This window comes from Microbacterium panaciterrae, assembly GCF_039541635.1.
Classification (GTDB): Bacteria; Actinomycetota; Actinomycetes; order Actinomycetales; family Microbacteriaceae; genus Microbacterium; species Microbacterium panaciterrae.
Window position 1 is genome coordinate 42,833 of record NZ_BAABGP010000026.1, and the last position, 15,627, is coordinate 58,459.

At 65.4% G+C, this 15,627-nt stretch carries 14 protein-coding genes and 1 pseudogene; 11 read left to right on the plus strand and 4 right to left on the minus strand.

The window, feature by feature from the left end; translation table 11 throughout:
* Positions 1 to 142 precede the first annotated feature (142 nt).
* Complete coding sequence (locus tag ABD882_RS17990; protein ID WP_345188844.1) at positions 143 to 616, minus strand: hypothetical protein; 474 nt, start codon at positions 614 to 616, stop codon at positions 143 to 145.
* A 256-nt stretch (positions 617 to 872) separates the two neighbouring features.
* On the opposite strand from ABD882_RS17990, the pseudogene ABD882_RS19140 reads away from it, so the two are divergent.
* The 6 genes and pseudogenes from ABD882_RS19140 to ABD882_RS18015 form a co-directional block, all read left to right on the plus strand.
* Positions 873 to 980, plus strand: a pseudogene (locus ABD882_RS19140) (hypothetical protein); the annotation flags it as partial.
* Between the two features lie 340 nt (positions 981 to 1,320).
* Positions 1,321 to 2,478 carry a sensor histidine kinase gene (locus tag ABD882_RS17995; protein ID WP_345188845.1) on the plus strand — a complete coding sequence of 386 codons (1,158 nt, stop codon included), beginning with the start codon at positions 1,321 to 1,323 and terminating at the stop codon, positions 2,476 to 2,478.
* Positions 2,475 to 3,149 (plus strand): response regulator transcription factor, encoded by a 675-nt coding sequence (locus tag ABD882_RS18000; RefSeq protein ID WP_345188846.1) that lies wholly within the window; start codon positions 2,475 to 2,477, stop codon positions 3,147 to 3,149. The genes ABD882_RS17995 and ABD882_RS18000 overlap by 4 nt, the downstream gene beginning before the upstream one ends.
* A gap of 197 nt (positions 3,150 to 3,346) precedes the next feature.
* Positions 3,347 to 5,500 (plus strand): MMPL family transporter, encoded by a 2,154-nt coding sequence (locus ABD882_RS18005; protein WP_345188848.1) that lies wholly within the window; start codon positions 3,347 to 3,349, stop codon positions 5,498 to 5,500.
* Positions 5,501 to 6,024: 524 nt separating this feature from the next.
* On the plus strand, positions 6,025 to 6,690 hold the full coding sequence (locus ABD882_RS18010; RefSeq protein ID WP_345188849.1) for a hypothetical protein: 666 nt from the start codon (positions 6,025 to 6,027) through the stop codon (positions 6,688 to 6,690).
* Positions 6,691 to 6,717: 27 nt separating this feature from the next.
* On the plus strand, positions 6,718 to 7,152 hold the full coding sequence (locus ABD882_RS18015) for a hypothetical protein (RefSeq protein ID WP_345188850.1): 435 nt from the start codon (positions 6,718 to 6,720) through the stop codon (positions 7,150 to 7,152).
* Between the two features lie 284 nt (positions 7,153 to 7,436).
* Here ABD882_RS18015 and ABD882_RS18020 read toward each other — a convergent pair whose 3' ends face one another.
* The gene (locus ABD882_RS18020) at positions 7,437 to 8,339 is read right to left on the minus strand and encodes a LysR family transcriptional regulator (RefSeq protein WP_345188852.1); all 903 of its coding nucleotides are present in this window, start codon (positions 8,337 to 8,339) and stop codon (positions 7,437 to 7,439) included.
* Positions 8,340 to 8,499: 160 nt separating this feature from the next.
* Here ABD882_RS18020 and ABD882_RS18025 point away from each other — a divergent pair, with 160 nt between their 5' ends.
* The 5 genes from ABD882_RS18025 (at position 8,500) to ABD882_RS18045 (ending at position 11,819) form a co-directional block, all read left to right on the plus strand.
* Positions 8,500 to 9,564, plus strand: coding sequence for an aldo/keto reductase (locus tag ABD882_RS18025; RefSeq protein WP_345188853.1), 1,065 nt, complete (start codon positions 8,500 to 8,502; stop codon positions 9,562 to 9,564).
* A 5-nt stretch (positions 9,565 to 9,569) separates the two neighbouring features.
* Positions 9,570 to 10,412 carry an NAD-dependent epimerase/dehydratase family protein gene (locus ABD882_RS18030; RefSeq protein WP_345188947.1) on the plus strand — a complete coding sequence of 281 codons (843 nt, stop codon included), beginning with the start codon at positions 9,570 to 9,572 and terminating at the stop codon, positions 10,410 to 10,412.
* A 69-nt stretch (positions 10,413 to 10,481) separates the two neighbouring features.
* The gene (locus ABD882_RS18035; RefSeq protein WP_345188854.1) at positions 10,482 to 10,685 is read left to right on the plus strand and encodes a hypothetical protein; all 204 of its coding nucleotides are present in this window, start codon (positions 10,482 to 10,484) and stop codon (positions 10,683 to 10,685) included.
* Positions 10,686 to 10,752: 67 nt separating this feature from the next.
* Complete coding sequence (locus tag ABD882_RS18040; protein ID WP_345188855.1) at positions 10,753 to 11,013, plus strand: hypothetical protein; 261 nt, start codon at positions 10,753 to 10,755, stop codon at positions 11,011 to 11,013.
* A 35-nt stretch (positions 11,014 to 11,048) separates the two neighbouring features.
* Positions 11,049 to 11,819 (plus strand): hypothetical protein, encoded by a 771-nt coding sequence (locus tag ABD882_RS18045; RefSeq protein ID WP_345188856.1) that lies wholly within the window; start codon positions 11,049 to 11,051, stop codon positions 11,817 to 11,819.
* A gap of 35 nt (positions 11,820 to 11,854) precedes the next feature.
* Here ABD882_RS18045 and ABD882_RS18050 read toward each other — a convergent pair whose 3' ends face one another.
* A complete protein-coding gene (locus ABD882_RS18050) occupies positions 11,855 to 13,180 on the minus strand; it encodes a hypothetical protein (RefSeq protein WP_345188857.1) in 1,326 nt (441 codons plus the stop codon).
* Positions 13,181 to 13,183: 3 nt separating this feature from the next.
* Positions 13,184 to 15,610, minus strand: coding sequence for a zinc dependent phospholipase C family protein (locus tag ABD882_RS18055; protein WP_345188858.1), 2,427 nt, complete (start codon positions 15,608 to 15,610; stop codon positions 13,184 to 13,186).
* Positions 15,611 to 15,627 lie beyond the last annotated feature (17 nt).

Sequence of the window (15,627 nt, forward strand, 5' to 3'; positions counted from 1 at the left end):
GTAAGAAGCACCAATGACATAGGCGGGCCGACGCACCAGGCAGCTTGCTGTCGCGGCCACGGGTAAGACTGGAGTGCTTACCTTGAGAGGAGGTCGAAGCTCCTCCGAGTCGAATGGTCGCAGCTGGTGGCGCGCCGCTCGTTCATCTCCGGCAGACACGCTGGTTGACTGTGATCGGACGAGTGCATTCGAGGCATGCATTCTCGAGAGTCTGTGAACGAAGTGCGTTGAGGTCGATGGAGACAGCCTCACCTTCCATCTCAATCGAGTCGCAGTAGTCGTAGTCGGCTTCTCCGATGTGATTCTCGGGAAAGCAACCCAGGTCGACGATCAGAGCGTTGATCGCGTCGACGTCTTCACCACGGTCGTCCCCGTCTTCGTAAACAGTGCAGCTGTCATCGACGACCCGATGAAGGTAGAAATGCGCGTCATCCGTTGCCTTCACTAGAAAAGCGGTCAACGCAGTCGGAAATGTAAACCGGAAGCGCATCGACAATAAGGCGAGACGCCATGCGTTCAGTTCGGTCCGCCGTACCTCGTACTCTCGGTCGTACTGTTCTAGGGTCTGGAGGATTGGCTGAGAGTTATCTGCTGCCAGGTTCTTCTTAACATTCACGCATGCAAAGATGCGGCGAAGTTAGATTGTGCAGACAGAGGGCGTCCCGCTGGGGCGACAAACCTCACCTCAATACAGGCCGTTACTCGCCTGGGGTGGTCTGCCAATGGCTCTTCGAGACCGTCGCAGGCATCCGGGTGGATGCGATGAATCACTTTACGATCGCGCCGGTCCAGGGCGGGAAGACTGACACACGCGGCTGCAAGCTACGCGAGCCTTACGGGGAAGTGCGAGCAGCTAGAAGCAGACGGAGGGTGGCACACGATTCGCGTTGTCCGTGCCGGCGAACACCAGCGCCGACGTCGTGTTGCCGGACGGTGATCGTCACAGCGCGGCGCATGGAACATTCGAGTACTTCGTGTGACCGTACAAGCGTGGCCGTGCCTGGAACTCAATCGGTCTTCGGTCCGAATCCGGTGCCAGCGCTGAATGTAAGGAAGCCGATGGTTTGAAGGAGGGTCCCCACGATCGCGAACGGGATTGCGATCACGATGAGAATCGTCCGAAGGACGGCTTGAAGGGCTCGGACAGGGCGCGAGCCGGTGGTCGAGTGCAGGTTTGAGTCGTTCATGTCAGTCCTTCGTCGTCGCGGTTGGTTCTCAAATCCTCGTGGAACCGCGTTGATCGGTCGCGGTCTCTTCGAAGCGACCAATTTCATCCGGATGAAGTAGATGGAGTGTTCCTGTGGGGGCGAGAATCGGGAGGTGAGTATCACAAAGGTGGAGCGGACGACGCTCGTGTGGTTCCTACGCGGGCAGTTGCTCGACCGTGTGGTTCTCATCCTGACTTCCGCGGCGATCGTCACCGAGTTCTTCGTACTGCTGCTCTCGGGAGAGCCGCTTCTTGATTACGTCGGGCTTCTGGTAGGGGCCGCAGGTGTGGTCCTGTGCCGCTTCCGACGGATGCTCGGACTCGTCGTCGTGGTTCTCGGTGCGGTTGCAGCGGCGCTCCTGGCGACGGAATACGTGGCGATGTGGACAGTCGTCGTCTTCACTCTCTTTTCCGTGACGGTCCGAGGAAGTCGTGCAATCCCCGCCCTGCTGATCGCGGGCATCCCCGTGTATCTGTCGATCGTGATCCGCGATGGGTGGAACTTCCAATCACCCGTCGCCCTGATCGCAACCGCGTGCTGCGCAGTTGGGGCCGCGGTTGGGAGCGCGGTTCGAGCGCAGCAGCGTTATCTCGAGTCGATGCGACAGCGTGCCCTCGACGCGGAAGCCGCGGCGGGCCTCGCTGTGGAGCGTGGGATCGCCGAGGAGCGGCTGCGGATCGCGCGCGACCTTCACGACGCTGTTGGCCACGAAGTGGCGGTTGTCAGCATGAACCTCGGAGCTGCCGAGGTGCAGTTGCCTCAGGAAAGTGTCGGCGCGAGGGAAGCGCTGACAGCGGCCCGCGCAGGCATACAACGTGTTCTCCGGGAAATGCAGCAGATCCTCGATGTCCTCCGTCGCGGCGAGGACGGTGGCGATCGTGACCCAGTCGCCGATGCGCGTCGCATCCCGGACCTCATCGAGACGATGCGGGCTAGTGGCACGGTCATCGAAGCCTCACTCGACGACACGGGTGGGCTCGACTCTTCCGTCAGCACGGCCATGTTCCGTCTCGTGCAGGAGGCGCTCACCAACGCGCAGCGACACGGCACCGGCACCATTCGCATCTCGCTGACAGCTGAATCCGACGAGCTGATCGTAGACGTGCAGAACAAGCGCAGCTCAGCTGCGAACGCGTCAGAACGCGGATCGGGCTACGGCCTCGTCGGGATGCGAGAGCGCGCCCAATCTGTCGGAGGTCATTTGGAAGTGGTCGAGGACGCCAACACCTTTCGCGTTCGGGCAGTTCTGAAGAGGGGAACGCACGAATGACCGGTGTGTTGATCGTGGACGACCAGGAGATGATCCGGGCAGGTCTCCGGACCATCCTTGAGGCTCGGGGAGAGCTGATCGTCGTCGACGACGTCGGTGACGGGTTTCAGGCGCTTGAGGTCCTCGAACGCCGGGACGATGTCGATGTCGTGCTCATGGACATCCGGATGCCCGGAATCGACGGAGTCGAGACGACCAGACGGATCCGGGCACGATACAACTCCGAGCAGGTGAAGATCATCGTTCTGACCACCTTTGAGCATGACGACAACGTCATCGCTGCGCTGCAGGCGGGAGCCAACGGCTTCCTAGGCAAGGGTGTCGGTCCCGCCGAGCTCGCGTCCGGGATCGCCGAAGTCGCCGCCGGGGGCGGGACTCTGTCGGCAGCCGCGGCTGCTGCGGTGATCGGAAAGGTCACCGAGTCGCCGCAAGCGCCGGTCGACGCCGAGCTCGCTGCGCGTTTCGAGTCGTTGACGCCTCGCGAACTGGATGTGGTGCGAGCCATCACCTCGGGTCGAACCAATGAGGAGATCGGGCAAGAGATGTTCGTCTCCCCGTTCACGGTAAAGACCCACGCGAACCGGGCCATGGCGAAGGTCGGTGCCCGCGACCGGGCGCAACTCGTGGTCTTCGCCTTCCAGGCGGGGGTCACCGAGACGCCCCGCCCCTGAGCCGGCCGCGTCCTCCGTTGGGTCTACTGCGAACGCAGTAGGCGGCCCGATTCAACCGGACGATTCGGAGACGTCGCAAAATTCCGACGATAGAAGAGTCCTAGCCCGCACTGTCTGGGCTCATCTTCCACCATCGGAGTCTCATGCCTCGCCTACTTTCGCGTGTCGGGCTGTTCAGTGCCCGTCACCGCATCCTCGTGACCAGTGTCTGGGTGGTGGTCTTCGCCTCGCTCAGTGTGCTGATGGGCATCGCTATCACCTCGCCCGCGAAGGGTGCGGGCTCATCTTCTATGCCATCGACCGCTGCGTCGAAGGCGCTCGACGTTCTCGACAAGGAATTCCCATCAACCGATAACGGCAGCCTCGGGAAGTCGCTGCAGCTCGTTATCCAGGCTATAGACGGTCGCGCCGTCACTACTCCCGCGGTTTCCGGCGAAATCGAGTCGCTCCTCCACGAGGCTTCGAGCCTCCCGCACGCCACGTCGGTGACGAATCCGTTTGATCAGGCCAAGCCCTTCATCTCGAAGAGTAAGTCCACGGCAGTGGCGACCATCCAGTTCAGCAAGATGAGCGACGCAACCGGAACCAAGACCTACGACAAGGTCGTGGACTTCGCCAAGGATGCGCCGAGCAACCTCAAGGTCCTCGTCGGCGGCGCGCTCGTCCCAGCGACAAGCCCACCGTTCGGGCCGGGGGAGATCGTCGGAATCCTCGTCGCGTTCCTGGTCCTGATCCTCACATTCGGGGCACTTCGTGTCGCTGGTGCGAACATGCTCGCCGCAATCTCCGGCGTCGCCGTCGGCACCGCGGGCATCCTTGGAGTCGGAGCGTTCTACCCGATCCAGGACACCACCCTGACGCTCGCGAACATGCTTGGGCTGGCTGTCGGCATCGACTACTGCCTGTTCATCCTCACCCGATTCGGGTCGGAACTGCGTGATGGACGGAGTGTCGAGGAATCGGTCGGGCGCGCCGTCGGCACGGCAGGAACCGCCGTCGTCTTCGCCGGCCTGACCGTCATCATCGCCCTGCTCGGCTTGAGTGTCGTCAATATCGGATTCATCACCGAAATGGGTGTCGCCGGCGCATTCGGGGTGCTCATCGCCGTGCTCATGTCGCTGACTTTGTTGCCGGTGATCCTGCGCAGTCTCGGCCGGCGAGCGCTACCCAAACGGGAGCGCGTCCCTGGGTTGGCTGCAAAAGCATCCCGACGTGGCCGCCGTTCTTTCCTGCGTGGTTGGGCCAACGTGACTGTGAAGCATCCGGTGCTGTCGATCCTCGCCGGCGTCGTCGCACTCGCCATCGTCGCTCTGCCGATGCTCTCGATGAAGACGGCCTCCAGCCTCCCGGGGGGGATCGACCCGTCTTCGATGGAACGCAAGGCGTACAACCTTGTCGTCGACGAGTTCGGTGGCGTGCAGAGTCCACTGATCGTCCTCGCCGAAGGTCAAAACATCGGAACAAAGACCACCGCGATCCAGGATGAGCTCGGCCGGCTCGCCCACGTGCAGGCAGTCGTACCCGGAACTGTCAACACGGCGGGTGACATCGCGAGGATCACGGTCATCCCCGATGGCGGTCCGATTGATCAGAGCACCAAGGACCTGGTCGCCGGCATCCGTGTCCACGCGGGAAGCGTCAGCGGCGTCCACCTCGAAGTCACCGGTGAGACCGCGATCGGCATCGACTCCGACGACGCACTCCATCAGGCGCTCATCGAGTACCTCATCGTCATCGTTGGGCTGTCCCTGGTGCTGATGGTGTTGCTGTTCCGGTCGCTGCTGCTGCCGCTCGTAGCGACCGCCGGATTCCTGCTTTCTCTCGCAGCTTCATTCGGCGCGAGTGTCGCAGTGTTTCAGTGGGGGTGGCTGGATGCGCTCATCCCTGCACCGCAAGGCGACCCGATGCTCAGCATGCTGCCGATCATCCTTGTCGGGATCATGTTCGGCCTCGCGATGGATTACACCGTGTTCTTAGGAACTCGGATTCAGGAGATGTACCGCAGGGGTCTGAATCCTAAGGAGGCGATCGTCGAAGGGTTCACCAAATCTGCCCCTGTCCTGGTGGCGGCCGCGCTGATCATGGCAACAGTGTTCGCCGGCTTCGCAACCAGCCCGATGACCGTGGCCGCATCCATTGCGTTCGGACTGTTTGCCGGAGTTCTCACCGACGCTCTCATCGTGCGGATGATCCTGATGCCCGCAGCACTCTCGCTGCTCGGACGATCGGCGTGGTGGATCCCGAAATGGCTCGACCGGGTACTGCCGAACCTCGACGCAGAAGGACACTCCCTCAACAGCGACGAGGTCGACGAGGATTCAGAGGAGATGGAGCCAGTCCTCGCAAGCTGAGCTCGTCCAACGAAGAGGGCCACGAGTTACCCGTGGCCCTCTTCGCTGTCCGAGACGATCGCTAACCACATCGGGATGCCTGTCGACAGTGCGAGAAGCGTGCGCCGATCGTGCTGACCGCTAGCATCGCCAGAAGCGCGAGAAAACAGCCGATCCAGAACCACTTGCACAAGTGACGCCTGTCCAATTCCTTTACGACAACTGAAAGACCCAAGGACGAATTCAAACAAGAACACCGAAGCTCTGCTCGCCGTCTCTGACCGACTGTTCACCGACCCCGAAGAACGCGAACGGGTCATAAGCGAGATGACCCCGCGTCCGGTCAGCGGGAAGTGTCTCAGCAACGCGCTCACAGTCCAGATCCGCGCCGTCGCCTCGTATGTGCATCCGGATGGATGCGTCTCAAAATGGCAGCTCTGATCGGCGTGTCCAAAACCGGCTCTTGATCAGGCTCGGATTGCCGCGCTTTACTTCAGCCCAGGCTGCTACCAGCAGCCGTTCAATGGGGAAATCAAGGGGGAAGTATGCACAGATCAAAATCGCTGATCACGGTCGGCGTCTCGGTCGCAATCGCGGCATCGGTGGTGTTCGCCGCCGCGCCTGCGACAGCCTCACCGGCACACGCACAGTCGTCGGACATCGCAACGAATACCGCACCGCCGGATCAAGTCATCGATCGAACATCCGAGCGGATGCCCGTGGATGCGACCGCAATGAACACGTTGCAGGCGCGCCAACCCGCGGCTTCGGCGAGTCAACAGGTGGTTTCGACCAACACGCCAATCCCTCTCCCGGCTGGAGTCGTACTGCGGACCGGGGAAACGATCCAGGTGAACTACAGCGATGGCGTAGTTGTGCATCAGGCCATCGCTGCTTCCTGCACGTCGACGTCGAGCGTTCAGAATCCGTACGTCTCCGGCGGGTATGCCTGGTCGTACCACACGCACGGACTCAGTTCCGGCTGTTCAGGATCGACAGATGTGAACGGCATCCTGTCGTCCTTTGCATGGCCCTTGTGGCATCAGAGGGACTTCGAGACCGTCACGGTGACTCCGGGTTCATCACTGTACTGGGCAACGGACAAGAAATGCGCGAATAGTGGCAGCACGACCTGGCACTCGGAGAATGCCATAGGTTCGTCGGACACTGCGCTGTCCCCCGATGTCAACCTGGCGTGCAATCCGGGATGATGGTGAGGTTGGGGCGAGGAGGACATCATGGTTGCATCCAGCGTGACCGCTGAAACAAGCGGATCACGGCGCACTTTTCCGAGGATCGTCGTGTCACTTGGGCTTGGTCTCGTGGTGGGAGCTCTGACCTACTACGTCACTGCGGTGGTGGCGACCGCGCAGATCCCAGGGAACTTCACGATCAACCCTCTGACATTGGTCATGATCGCTCTCGTGGGCGCGCTTGTGGTGGCCATTGGATGGTACTGGCCAGTCGTCGGTCTGACAGCCGGCATCGTGATCCTTGCGGTAGTCGCCTTCGCCGTGACCTCACGATTGGCTTGGTCCGCGAACAGCTCGGATTGGCTGAGCCCATTCAACGCCGTGGCATTCGGCGCGGCGAGCGGCTACCCGACGATTGTCGGCGCCGTAATGGTCACCGCCTCCGCTCTGAGGTTGCGCTCGCGCCGGACCGCTACCTAATCGTCATATCTGCGCTGCGCTGCGGCGCCCGATAGCGAACTCCTATCGGGCGTCATAGCGCGTCGCCCGATATTAGGTGACCCGACGACGCGATTACGAACATCCTTTGCCTTGGCCCACGAGGGGCTGGCGGGGGATTATTCTCCCTGCCTCAGGGGATTGTCAGTCCCGCTGCCAGTTTTAGCCCCCTCTGATCAGGCCTTTAACAGACCTTAGAAGGGCCCGCCACGAAGAACCCCTGCTGAGCAGGGGTTCTTCCCTTATGCGGAGCCTGTCGCCCCGCGTCACAGTCGTGGTTCGAGGAGGCTGAGGAACTCCGTAGCCAGGGTGCTCCCCTTCTCGTGGTGCGGGAACGCGGCGCTCACCGTCCAGGTCGGGTTGGCCTGGTCGACGACCTGAATCGCGCGCAGTTCGGCGGCGATGGTCTTGCGAGCGACGGATTGCGGCACCACGGCGATTCCGAGACCTCGATGGAGCATGTCGATGAGGGCGTGGATGTCGCCGACGGTGAAGGCGACGCGGCGCGGGATCTTCCTCGTCGCGAACAGCTCGTCGGTGATCATCCGGATCGCCCAGCTGCCCTCGAGGTCGATGTAGGTGCGGGCCTGCAGATCCTCCCAGGTGACGGACTTCCGTGACGCGAGCGGGTCGTCGGGCGGCGTGAGCAGCACCAGGGGTTCGGTGGCCAGCGTCGCGTGGTCGAGCCCGGTCAGCCGGAGGCGCGGATCGGCGGTATCCGGTGTGCCCGCCACGAAGGCGAGGTCGATCTCGCCGTCGCGCATGCGGCTCAGCAGGTCTCCGGTCCCCGCCTGCGTGAAGCGGATCTCCACTTCCCGGTGTCGACGATGGAAGCGCTCGACGAGTTCGGGCACGTTGATCGAACCGAGGCACTGTTCCGCGCCGACGTGCAAGGATCCGGTCACCTCGCCGACGGTGGCCGTCACAGCATCCCGCCCGGCGGTCGCCTCGGCGAGGAGATTGCGTGCGTGCGGGACGAGCGCACGCCCGGCGGGAGTGAGCTCGACGCTGCGGGTCGTGCGGGTGAACAGCTTGGCGTTGAGATCCTGCTCGAGGCTCTTGATCGCGGCGGACAGCCCGGACTGGGACACGCGGGTGATCTCGGCCGCTCGCGTGAACTGGCTCTCCTCCGCCAGTGCGACGAAGTACTCCATCTGTCTGAGGTCCATGCTCCGCCCACCATTCATTAGTCGAAGTTGTGAGAGCAACAATATTCTTCTGTTGGACAGCTGGCAATGCGGATCGTACGGTGGAACCAGTTCCACTGAATGTCTCGCGATCAACGAGGCACGTGGATGAATCGACACCTCGGATCCCGGAGCCCTTCTCATGACCGCAACACGGAACTCAGCCACCGACCGCACTCCGTACCGCGCTCTCGGCCGCAGCGGCGCCGTCGTCTACGAGCAGGCGCTCGGAACGATGACTTTCGGTGCCGAGGCGGATGAGGCGACGTCGCACGCCATCATCGACGCCTACGTCGCCGGCGGTGGCAACTTCATCGACACGGCCGACGTGTACAGCGCCGGCGCCAGCGAGCAGATCATCGGCCGCTGGCTCGCGGCGCATCCCGCCGACGCGGCGCAGATCGTGATCGCGACCAAGGGGCGGTTCCCGATGGGCGCCGGACCGAACGACCTGGGCACGTCCCGCCGGCATCTGCGCACCGCGCTCGACGACTCGCTGCGCCGCCTGGGCGTGGAGCACATCGACCTGTACCAGCTGCATGCCTGGGACGCGATCACGCCGCTCGACGAGACGCTGCGTTTCCTCGACGACGCGATCCGCCAGGGCAAGATCGGCTACTACGGGTTCTCGAACTTCACCGGCTGGCAGCTCACCAAGGCGATCATGCTCGCCGAACGGCGCGGCTGGAGCCTTCCGGTCACGCTGCAGCCCCAGTACAGCCTGCTGGTGCGCGGTATCGAGCACGAGATCGTGCCCGCCGCGCTCGACGCAGGAATCGGACTGCTGCCCTGGTCTCCGCTCGGCGGAGGCTGGCTGACCGGGAAGTACCGCCGCGACGTGGCACCGACCGGGACGACCAGGCTCGGCGAGAATCCCGAACGCGGGATGGAAGGGTGGAAGCGGAGGAACGCCGACGCGCGCACCTGGCAGATCATCGACGCCCTCACCGGCATCGCGGATGCGCACGACGCGTCGCCGTCGCAGGTCGCGCTCGCCTGGGTGGGCGCGCAGCCGGCGGTGACCTCGGTGATCCTGGGCGCACGATCGGTCGAGCAGCTCCGCGACAACATGGGCGCGGTCACGCTCGAGCTCGATGCCGAGCAGCTCGCGACCCTGACCGCGGTGAGCGCGCCCCCGGCCGACGACTACCCCTACGGCGGGCCCGGGAGGGCTCAGCGCGATCGGAAGATCGGAGGCGGACGATGAGCGGGATGACGATCGCCGTCACGGGCGGATCCGGCAAGCTCGGCCGCACGGTCGTCCGGGTGCTCCGCGAGGCGGGCCACGACGTGCTCAACCTCGACCGCGCCGGCGAGCGCGGCGCCGGCTTCGTGCAGGTGGACCTTACCGACTACGGTCAGACGCTCGATACCCTGATGGGTGTCGACGAGAAGCCCCGCGGGTTCGATGCGGTCGTGCACCTGGCCGCGATCCCGGCGCCCGGCATCCAGCCGGATGCCGCCACCTTCCACAACAACATGATGGTGACCTACAACGTGCTGCGGGCGGCGATCCGGGCCGGCGTCCGGACCATCGTGACGGCGTCGAGCGAGACCGTGCTCGGACTCCCGTTCGACGTCCCGCCGCCGTACATCCCCGTCGACGAGGACTGCACACGTCCGGAGTCCACCTACTCGCTGTCGAAGCATCTCGAGGAGCAGCTCGCCATCCAGCTGGTGCGGTGGCATCCGGATCTGTCGATCCAGGCGCTGCGGTTCTCCAACGTGATGGATCCCGAGGACTACGTCGAATTCCCCTCCTTCGATTCCGACCCGAGGCTTCGGAAATGGAACCTCTGGGGCTACATCGACGGCCGCGACGGGGCGCAGGCCGTGCTCAAGGCGATCGAGCGCGGACGTCGCGTGCCCGGTTTCGAGCGCTACATCATCGCCGCCGCCGACACGGTCATGACCCGCCCCAACGCGGAGCTGGTCCAAGAGGTGTTCCCCGGAGTCGAGACCCGCGGCGATCTGGGCGTCAACACCACCCTGCTCTCCATCGACAAGGCTCGTGCGCTGCTCGGCTTCGAGCCCGAGCACTCCTGGCGCGCGTAGCGGGCGCGCCCGGACGGCGGGTTCTCGGATCGCGGCCCTCCCCGCCAGCCACGGATCTATCCTGAGGGAGTGAAGCGGATCTGGCCGTACATCGTCGCGGGCGTCGCCCTCATCGCCATCGGGCTGGTGTGGACCCTGCAGGGCCTCGACGTGCTGCGCGGGTCGGCGATGAGCGGCTCCCCGCTGTGGGCGTCGGTCGGCCCGATCGTCCTCGTCGTCGGCATCGTCCTGCTCGTGATCGCCGGCGTCATCGCCCGCCGCCGGTCGCGCTGAGCAATCTTGCTCTGGTCCCGCCCAGGTTCGTGGGGTACTTTGGTACCACGCACAAGGAGATACCACCATGGCTGGCACACTTGCCCCGATCAAAGTGGACAGCGAGACCGACGCTCTCATTTCGCACGCTGCTCATTTCCTACGCTCGTCCAAGAAAGACGTCGTCGATGTCGCCGTCCGCGAGTACATCGAGCGCCATCGCGAGGAGATCCAAGAAGCCGCGCTTGAGGCGCTTCGCACGCTTGACGGGTCCACGAAGAGTGCCGTTCAGCTTCTCACCGGCGCAAGCGCCAGCGAACTCGATGAGCTTGGCGGATTCCGCGGCTGACTCGCTGTCGGTGCTGACTTGTAGCGTGAAGGTCTATGAGTTCTGTGCGCCCGACCAAGCGATGCCTGGATGATCTCGGCCTGAGATTCCCGCCGCTCGACGTGCCGTTGCACGAGAGCGAGCACGATCTGATCGCCAAGGCGCAGCGTCTGCCGGACGAGTTGGCTTCCGGCGGTGCGGAACGAGTGCTCGCCATCGACGACCGCGTCTGGTTCAAGGTGAAGGTCGGGGAGTACCGCGGGGCGGGTGGCTGTCTGGTCGACGTTCCCGAGAACATCCCACCGCTGTGGTGGCTCGTGGCTGGCGGGCTCCGTCGTGCCGACTCGAAGGATCAGGACTTCTACGGCGTTCTCGAAGCCAAGTGCCGGCGCGCCGCGAAGGGGACATCGGCGTCGGTGAACAGCGACGGCCTCCTGCCGCAGGACATCGACATCCGGCGGTGGCGGACCGAGCAGGCCGCTCTCGGCGTGGTGGCTCTCCAACGCGTTGTCCGTGAGTTGATCTGCCGCTCGGCGCACTCGAGCGGACCGGTAGAGGCTACCTCCCATGGGCAGGGTCTGATCGCCTGGGTCAAGTCGCAAGACGGTGAGTCCTACCTCGCGATCTCGACCGAGGGGTTCCTTGATCCCAGGGAAGTCGCGGTGGTGCTCAACGCCGTGCCCGGGATGACCGCCGAGAGCTGGCAGATCGAGCCGGGCGAGGTGCTGGGTATCACGCCGGGCGCGGGCCAGCTCGTGTACTCGGCGATGCTTCCGCCGGAGACCTTGGCGGCGATGCTTGACGACTCGTCGGGAGAGTATCTGTAGGCGCCTCGCGAGACGTTTCCGCGGTCGCGCAGCTCTCAGCCCACGATCGTCACCGAGTAGCCTCCGGCGTCCTGCCGTTCGGGATCGGTGTGCGCGAATCGCAGCAGGTGCGCGTACGGTCCGCCCTCGGCGAGCGCCGCGGCGAGGTCCTTCGCGGTGAGGCCCCCGGCATCCCAGAGACGCATCATCCCCTCGATCAGCGCCTCACCCGGATCCGCGTCGAGTACGACGCCGAGCTTGTCGAACCGGTCCGCGCCCATCTTCTCGATGAGCCGACGGGTCGCCAGCGGGGTGGCGAAAGGATGCCCCTGCGCGGCGCGACGGCGGGTCGCGTGGGCGTCGACCAGCCCGAACTCGACCGCCAGGGCCCACACCCGGGCGCTGTCCGCGACCAGCCAGCCGCGGCCGGTCTGGAACATGGTCAGCAGGTGCGTTCCCGCTGCCCCCATCGGCACGCCGTGGCGGAGCGCCTTCTGCGCGGGAGCCCGGAGCCGCGCGACCGGCCCGAACTCGGTGCGGGCCTTGCCGAGCACGCCCTGCAGCAGCGGGCCGACCGCGGCGCCACCGTGCACCAGCTCCAGGGTTCCGGCCTTCGTGACCATCGCGCCCAGGCCGAACAGCAGCGCCTTGGCGTCATCGGCCCCGGCCAGGATCTGGAGGTTGCGCTGCCCGACATGCCGGTCGTTGTTCGCATCGAGCACGCCGCCCCACACGTCCAGCGGGCACGACACCGACGCCATCAGGCACTCGTGCCCGGTGAGATCGGACGGGATGTCCCAGGTCTCGTCGAGCTCGACCAGCTGCATCGCCCCGGGGCGGCTGCGATCGTCCAGGTTGACCATCGCGCCGCCGATCTGGTGCGGCTGGTAGGCCGGGTTGTTCGGGTCGCCGCCGAAGAAGCCCGGATTGACGTACCAGGCGCGCACGTGCACCCCGATCGCAGGGAGCAGTCCGAGGTTCCAGACCCGCACGAACACGCGGTAGCGCCGCCCGGCCGTGGGGCTCAGGACGAGCTGCGCGGGAGTGAACGGACCCGTGTAGGCGGCGTCGATGAGCAGGATGTCCGGCGACTCCCAGCAGGGGACCGGGGGCCAGATCGGGCGCGCCCCACGGTCTCCCGGGCTGTATGCCCGGATCAGCAGATAGGGGTAGACGTCCTCTCGATGCGGGCGGCGCTCGCGGCCGAACTCCTTGATGAAGCCCTCCGCCGCGTTCTTCGCGTCGTCGTTCGGCTGCCAGTTCGGATCGAGGTCGCCGTTCGCCGGCGTATCGTGTCCGAACGCCCCGGGGGGATCGTCGCCGCGCTGTGCGGCGTCTTCTTTCCGCGAGATGATCGGGGGGAATTCATCCTTGCGAGGCATGGCTCAGCCCCTTCCCTTCAGGCGATCGCGCCAGGTCGGATCGGTGTTCGGATCGTGGGTCTTCGGCGGCACGCAGGTCGGCGGGTTCGGCCCCGGCACGTAGTGCACGGCGACACCCTGCGCCTCCACGTACCAGAGGCCCGGCTGGCTCGGGACATCGTGGTCGGCGTGGAACAGCTGCGGCGAAGTGCACGGCAGCGGGTATCCGTAGTCCTCGGACCCCACCGCCGTGATGCCCGGAACGCACCGCGTCGTGCCGCGGTCCCAGTCCCAGGTATGCCAGGCGTAACCGCGATCGGAGTCGAGGTTGAAGTCCGGGACGGAGAACTCCGGAATGCGGGCTGCCTGATCGGCCGCCATCCGTCCGACCAGGTAGACGCCGTAGTCGACCGGGCCGCCCAGATGCTGATCCAGCGCCAGGTGGGTGTCGAGCCGGCTCTCGGTGTCCGCGGGGGTCGCCGCTTTCTCGAGGTCGGCACGCGCCCCGTCGTGCCCGGCGAGAGCCGACAGCAGGATCGTGGACGACGATCCGACGACGTAGGGTCCCACGTGCGTCGCCGCGCCCTCCTGCGCGACACCGGCTCCCGCTTGGTTCGTGAACGGATACCGCCAGGGCGCCACCCACTCCGAGGCCTTGAACTCGTCGCCGGGTGCGTCGGCCCGGTAGCGCAGCGGCGCGGTCAGTCCGAGTGCTCCGGTGATGTCCGGACGGCCGATCGCTGACGGCAGGTCGCGGACGATGCCCCGCGGATACGCGTGATCCAGGCCCTGCACGTCGGTGCTGTGCAGGCGTCCCGACGGCTCGGTGACCGGCGGCGTCGCCGTGGGCAGGCCGAACGGGTTGTCCAGCGCCGACGCGATGTCGTAGGTGCCCTCGCGGCCGAGTGTGGTCAGCCCGGGGTTGATCTCGCCGGGCTTGGGCATCGCGACCGCCGACATGACGAGCGCCCGGCGGGCGAGCAGGTAGAGGTTCCAGGCCGGCACGATGACCGCCCAGTAGATCACTTCGCGCGCCGGGAACGTCGTGATGTCGACGATGAGCCCCGGCAGCACGGTGAGCAGCCATGCGACGACCTGCGCCAGGTAGACGACCCAGGCGAACAGGGCCAGCAGCAGGTCGAGCAGCGAGAAGGAGTCGTCGTGGTCGACATCCGCGCCGCGGGACGGATCGTCGTCGATGCCGGATCCGCCACCGCCCGGAGGGGTCGGGAACGAGTGATCCGTGAAGACGTCCGGGGGCGGCGGAAGCCGCAGGCTGATGGCGTCGGAGCTCGTCATCTTGAGGTAGCGGTACACGATCTCCCACATCTCGCCCATCGCCGCCTCGTTCGGACGCCCATCCGGCTGACCGGTCACCGGATCGGTCGCGGAGAACGGCGGATCCTGCAGCAGGATGTGCGGGCCGTCGGCCCCGTACACGTCGTGCATCGCGTCGAGCAGCCCCTCGACGAGGTGGCCGGGCAGGGGGCCCGTGTCCAGGTCGAAGAACGTGTGCCGGTGAGCCGTCGCCGTCGGACCGTCGCCGTTGTCGTAGGCGGGGAATCCGCTCCAGTAGTCATAGGCCGGCGCATCGTCACGGCCGTTGTAGGGCGCGTCGGCGCGGCGCCGGAACGCGAGCCGGAAATGCAGGGCCGAGGTGCCGTACTCGCCGTAGAGCGGGCCGGGGTGACGGGCGCCGTAGTTCTCGGCGTCCATGTGGTTCTCCACGAGGTGGTGCCGCTGCCAGTGGTCGCGGTACGGGCCGCCCGCCTTCGCGTTCGTGAAGGGGTGGCCGGTGACGTCGGTCGCGCAATGCGAGAGCCACCCCACGGCGAACGCGATGCGCGCCTGCGCGTCCTGGCGTTCGTCGTCCGTGGTCGCCGCGGCCAGGGCGTCCTGCGCCTGCTGGAACAGCACGTACGGGAACTGGTAGGTGCGCCGGTAGTGGAAGATGTCGGACCAGTAGAAGGCGTCGTCGCCGTATCCCTGCGGAACGCCAGAGGTGAGCACTCCGAACCAGTCGCCCATCTCGGCGAGCAGTCCCTTGAACGCCGTCATGATCGCCGAGGTGAGCTCGTCGAGCACCTGCGCGAGCTGGGTGGACAGGCCACCGGTCAGCTGCGACGCGAGCTGGGAGTTGTTGGTGGAGATCGGGTCGATCCACTTCTCCCATTTGCCGATGAAGGCGGAATCGACCACCTCCCACACGTCGAGCGCCCACTGCACCACCTGGCGGATCACCTGACCTGTCGTGTTCTTGAAGTCGGGCAGCAGGTAGAAGACGTCGGGGCCGAGGGATCCCAGGGCGAGATAGTTCCGCCACGTGTGGCAGTGCTCGCCGATGACCTGCGCCTGCGCCGCCGACACCGGGAAGCCTCCCGGGACATCGCCGTCGCGGAGCCTCTGGGCGGTGTCGTGCGCCGCCTCCATGTGGACGTACCAACCGGGCATCTTTGCCTCCTTGTTCA

Bases quoted from the DNA above. Each gene is read 5' to 3' on its own strand.
- ABD882_RS18040 (WP_345188855.1), top strand. From the start codon at position 10,753: ATGGCTGGCACACTTGCCCCGATCAAAGTGGACAGCGAGACCGACGCT.
- ABD882_RS18055 (WP_345188858.1), bottom strand. From the start codon at position 15,610: ATGCCCGGTTGGTACGTCCACATGGAGGCGGCGCACGACACCGCCCAG.
- ABD882_RS18025 (WP_345188853.1), top strand. From the start codon at position 8,500: ATGACCGCAACACGGAACTCAGCCACCGACCGCACTCCGTACCGCGCT.
- ABD882_RS18010 (WP_345188849.1), top strand. From the start codon at position 6,025: ATGCACAGATCAAAATCGCTGATCACGGTCGGCGTCTCGGTCGCAATC.
- ABD882_RS18020 (WP_345188852.1), bottom strand. From the start codon at position 8,339: ATGGACCTCAGACAGATGGAGTACTTCGTCGCACTGGCGGAGGAGAGC.
- ABD882_RS18015 (WP_345188850.1), top strand. From the start codon at position 6,718: ATGGTTGCATCCAGCGTGACCGCTGAAACAAGCGGATCACGGCGCACT.
- ABD882_RS18045 (WP_345188856.1), top strand. From the start codon at position 11,049: ATGAGTTCTGTGCGCCCGACCAAGCGATGCCTGGATGATCTCGGCCTG.
- ABD882_RS18030 (WP_345188947.1), top strand. From the start codon at position 9,570: ATGACGATCGCCGTCACGGGCGGATCCGGCAAGCTCGGCCGCACGGTC.
- ABD882_RS18050 (WP_345188857.1), bottom strand. From the start codon at position 13,180: ATGCCTCGCAAGGATGAATTCCCCCCGATCATCTCGCGGAAAGAAGAC.
- ABD882_RS18000 (WP_345188846.1), top strand. From the start codon at position 2,475: ATGACCGGTGTGTTGATCGTGGACGACCAGGAGATGATCCGGGCAGGT.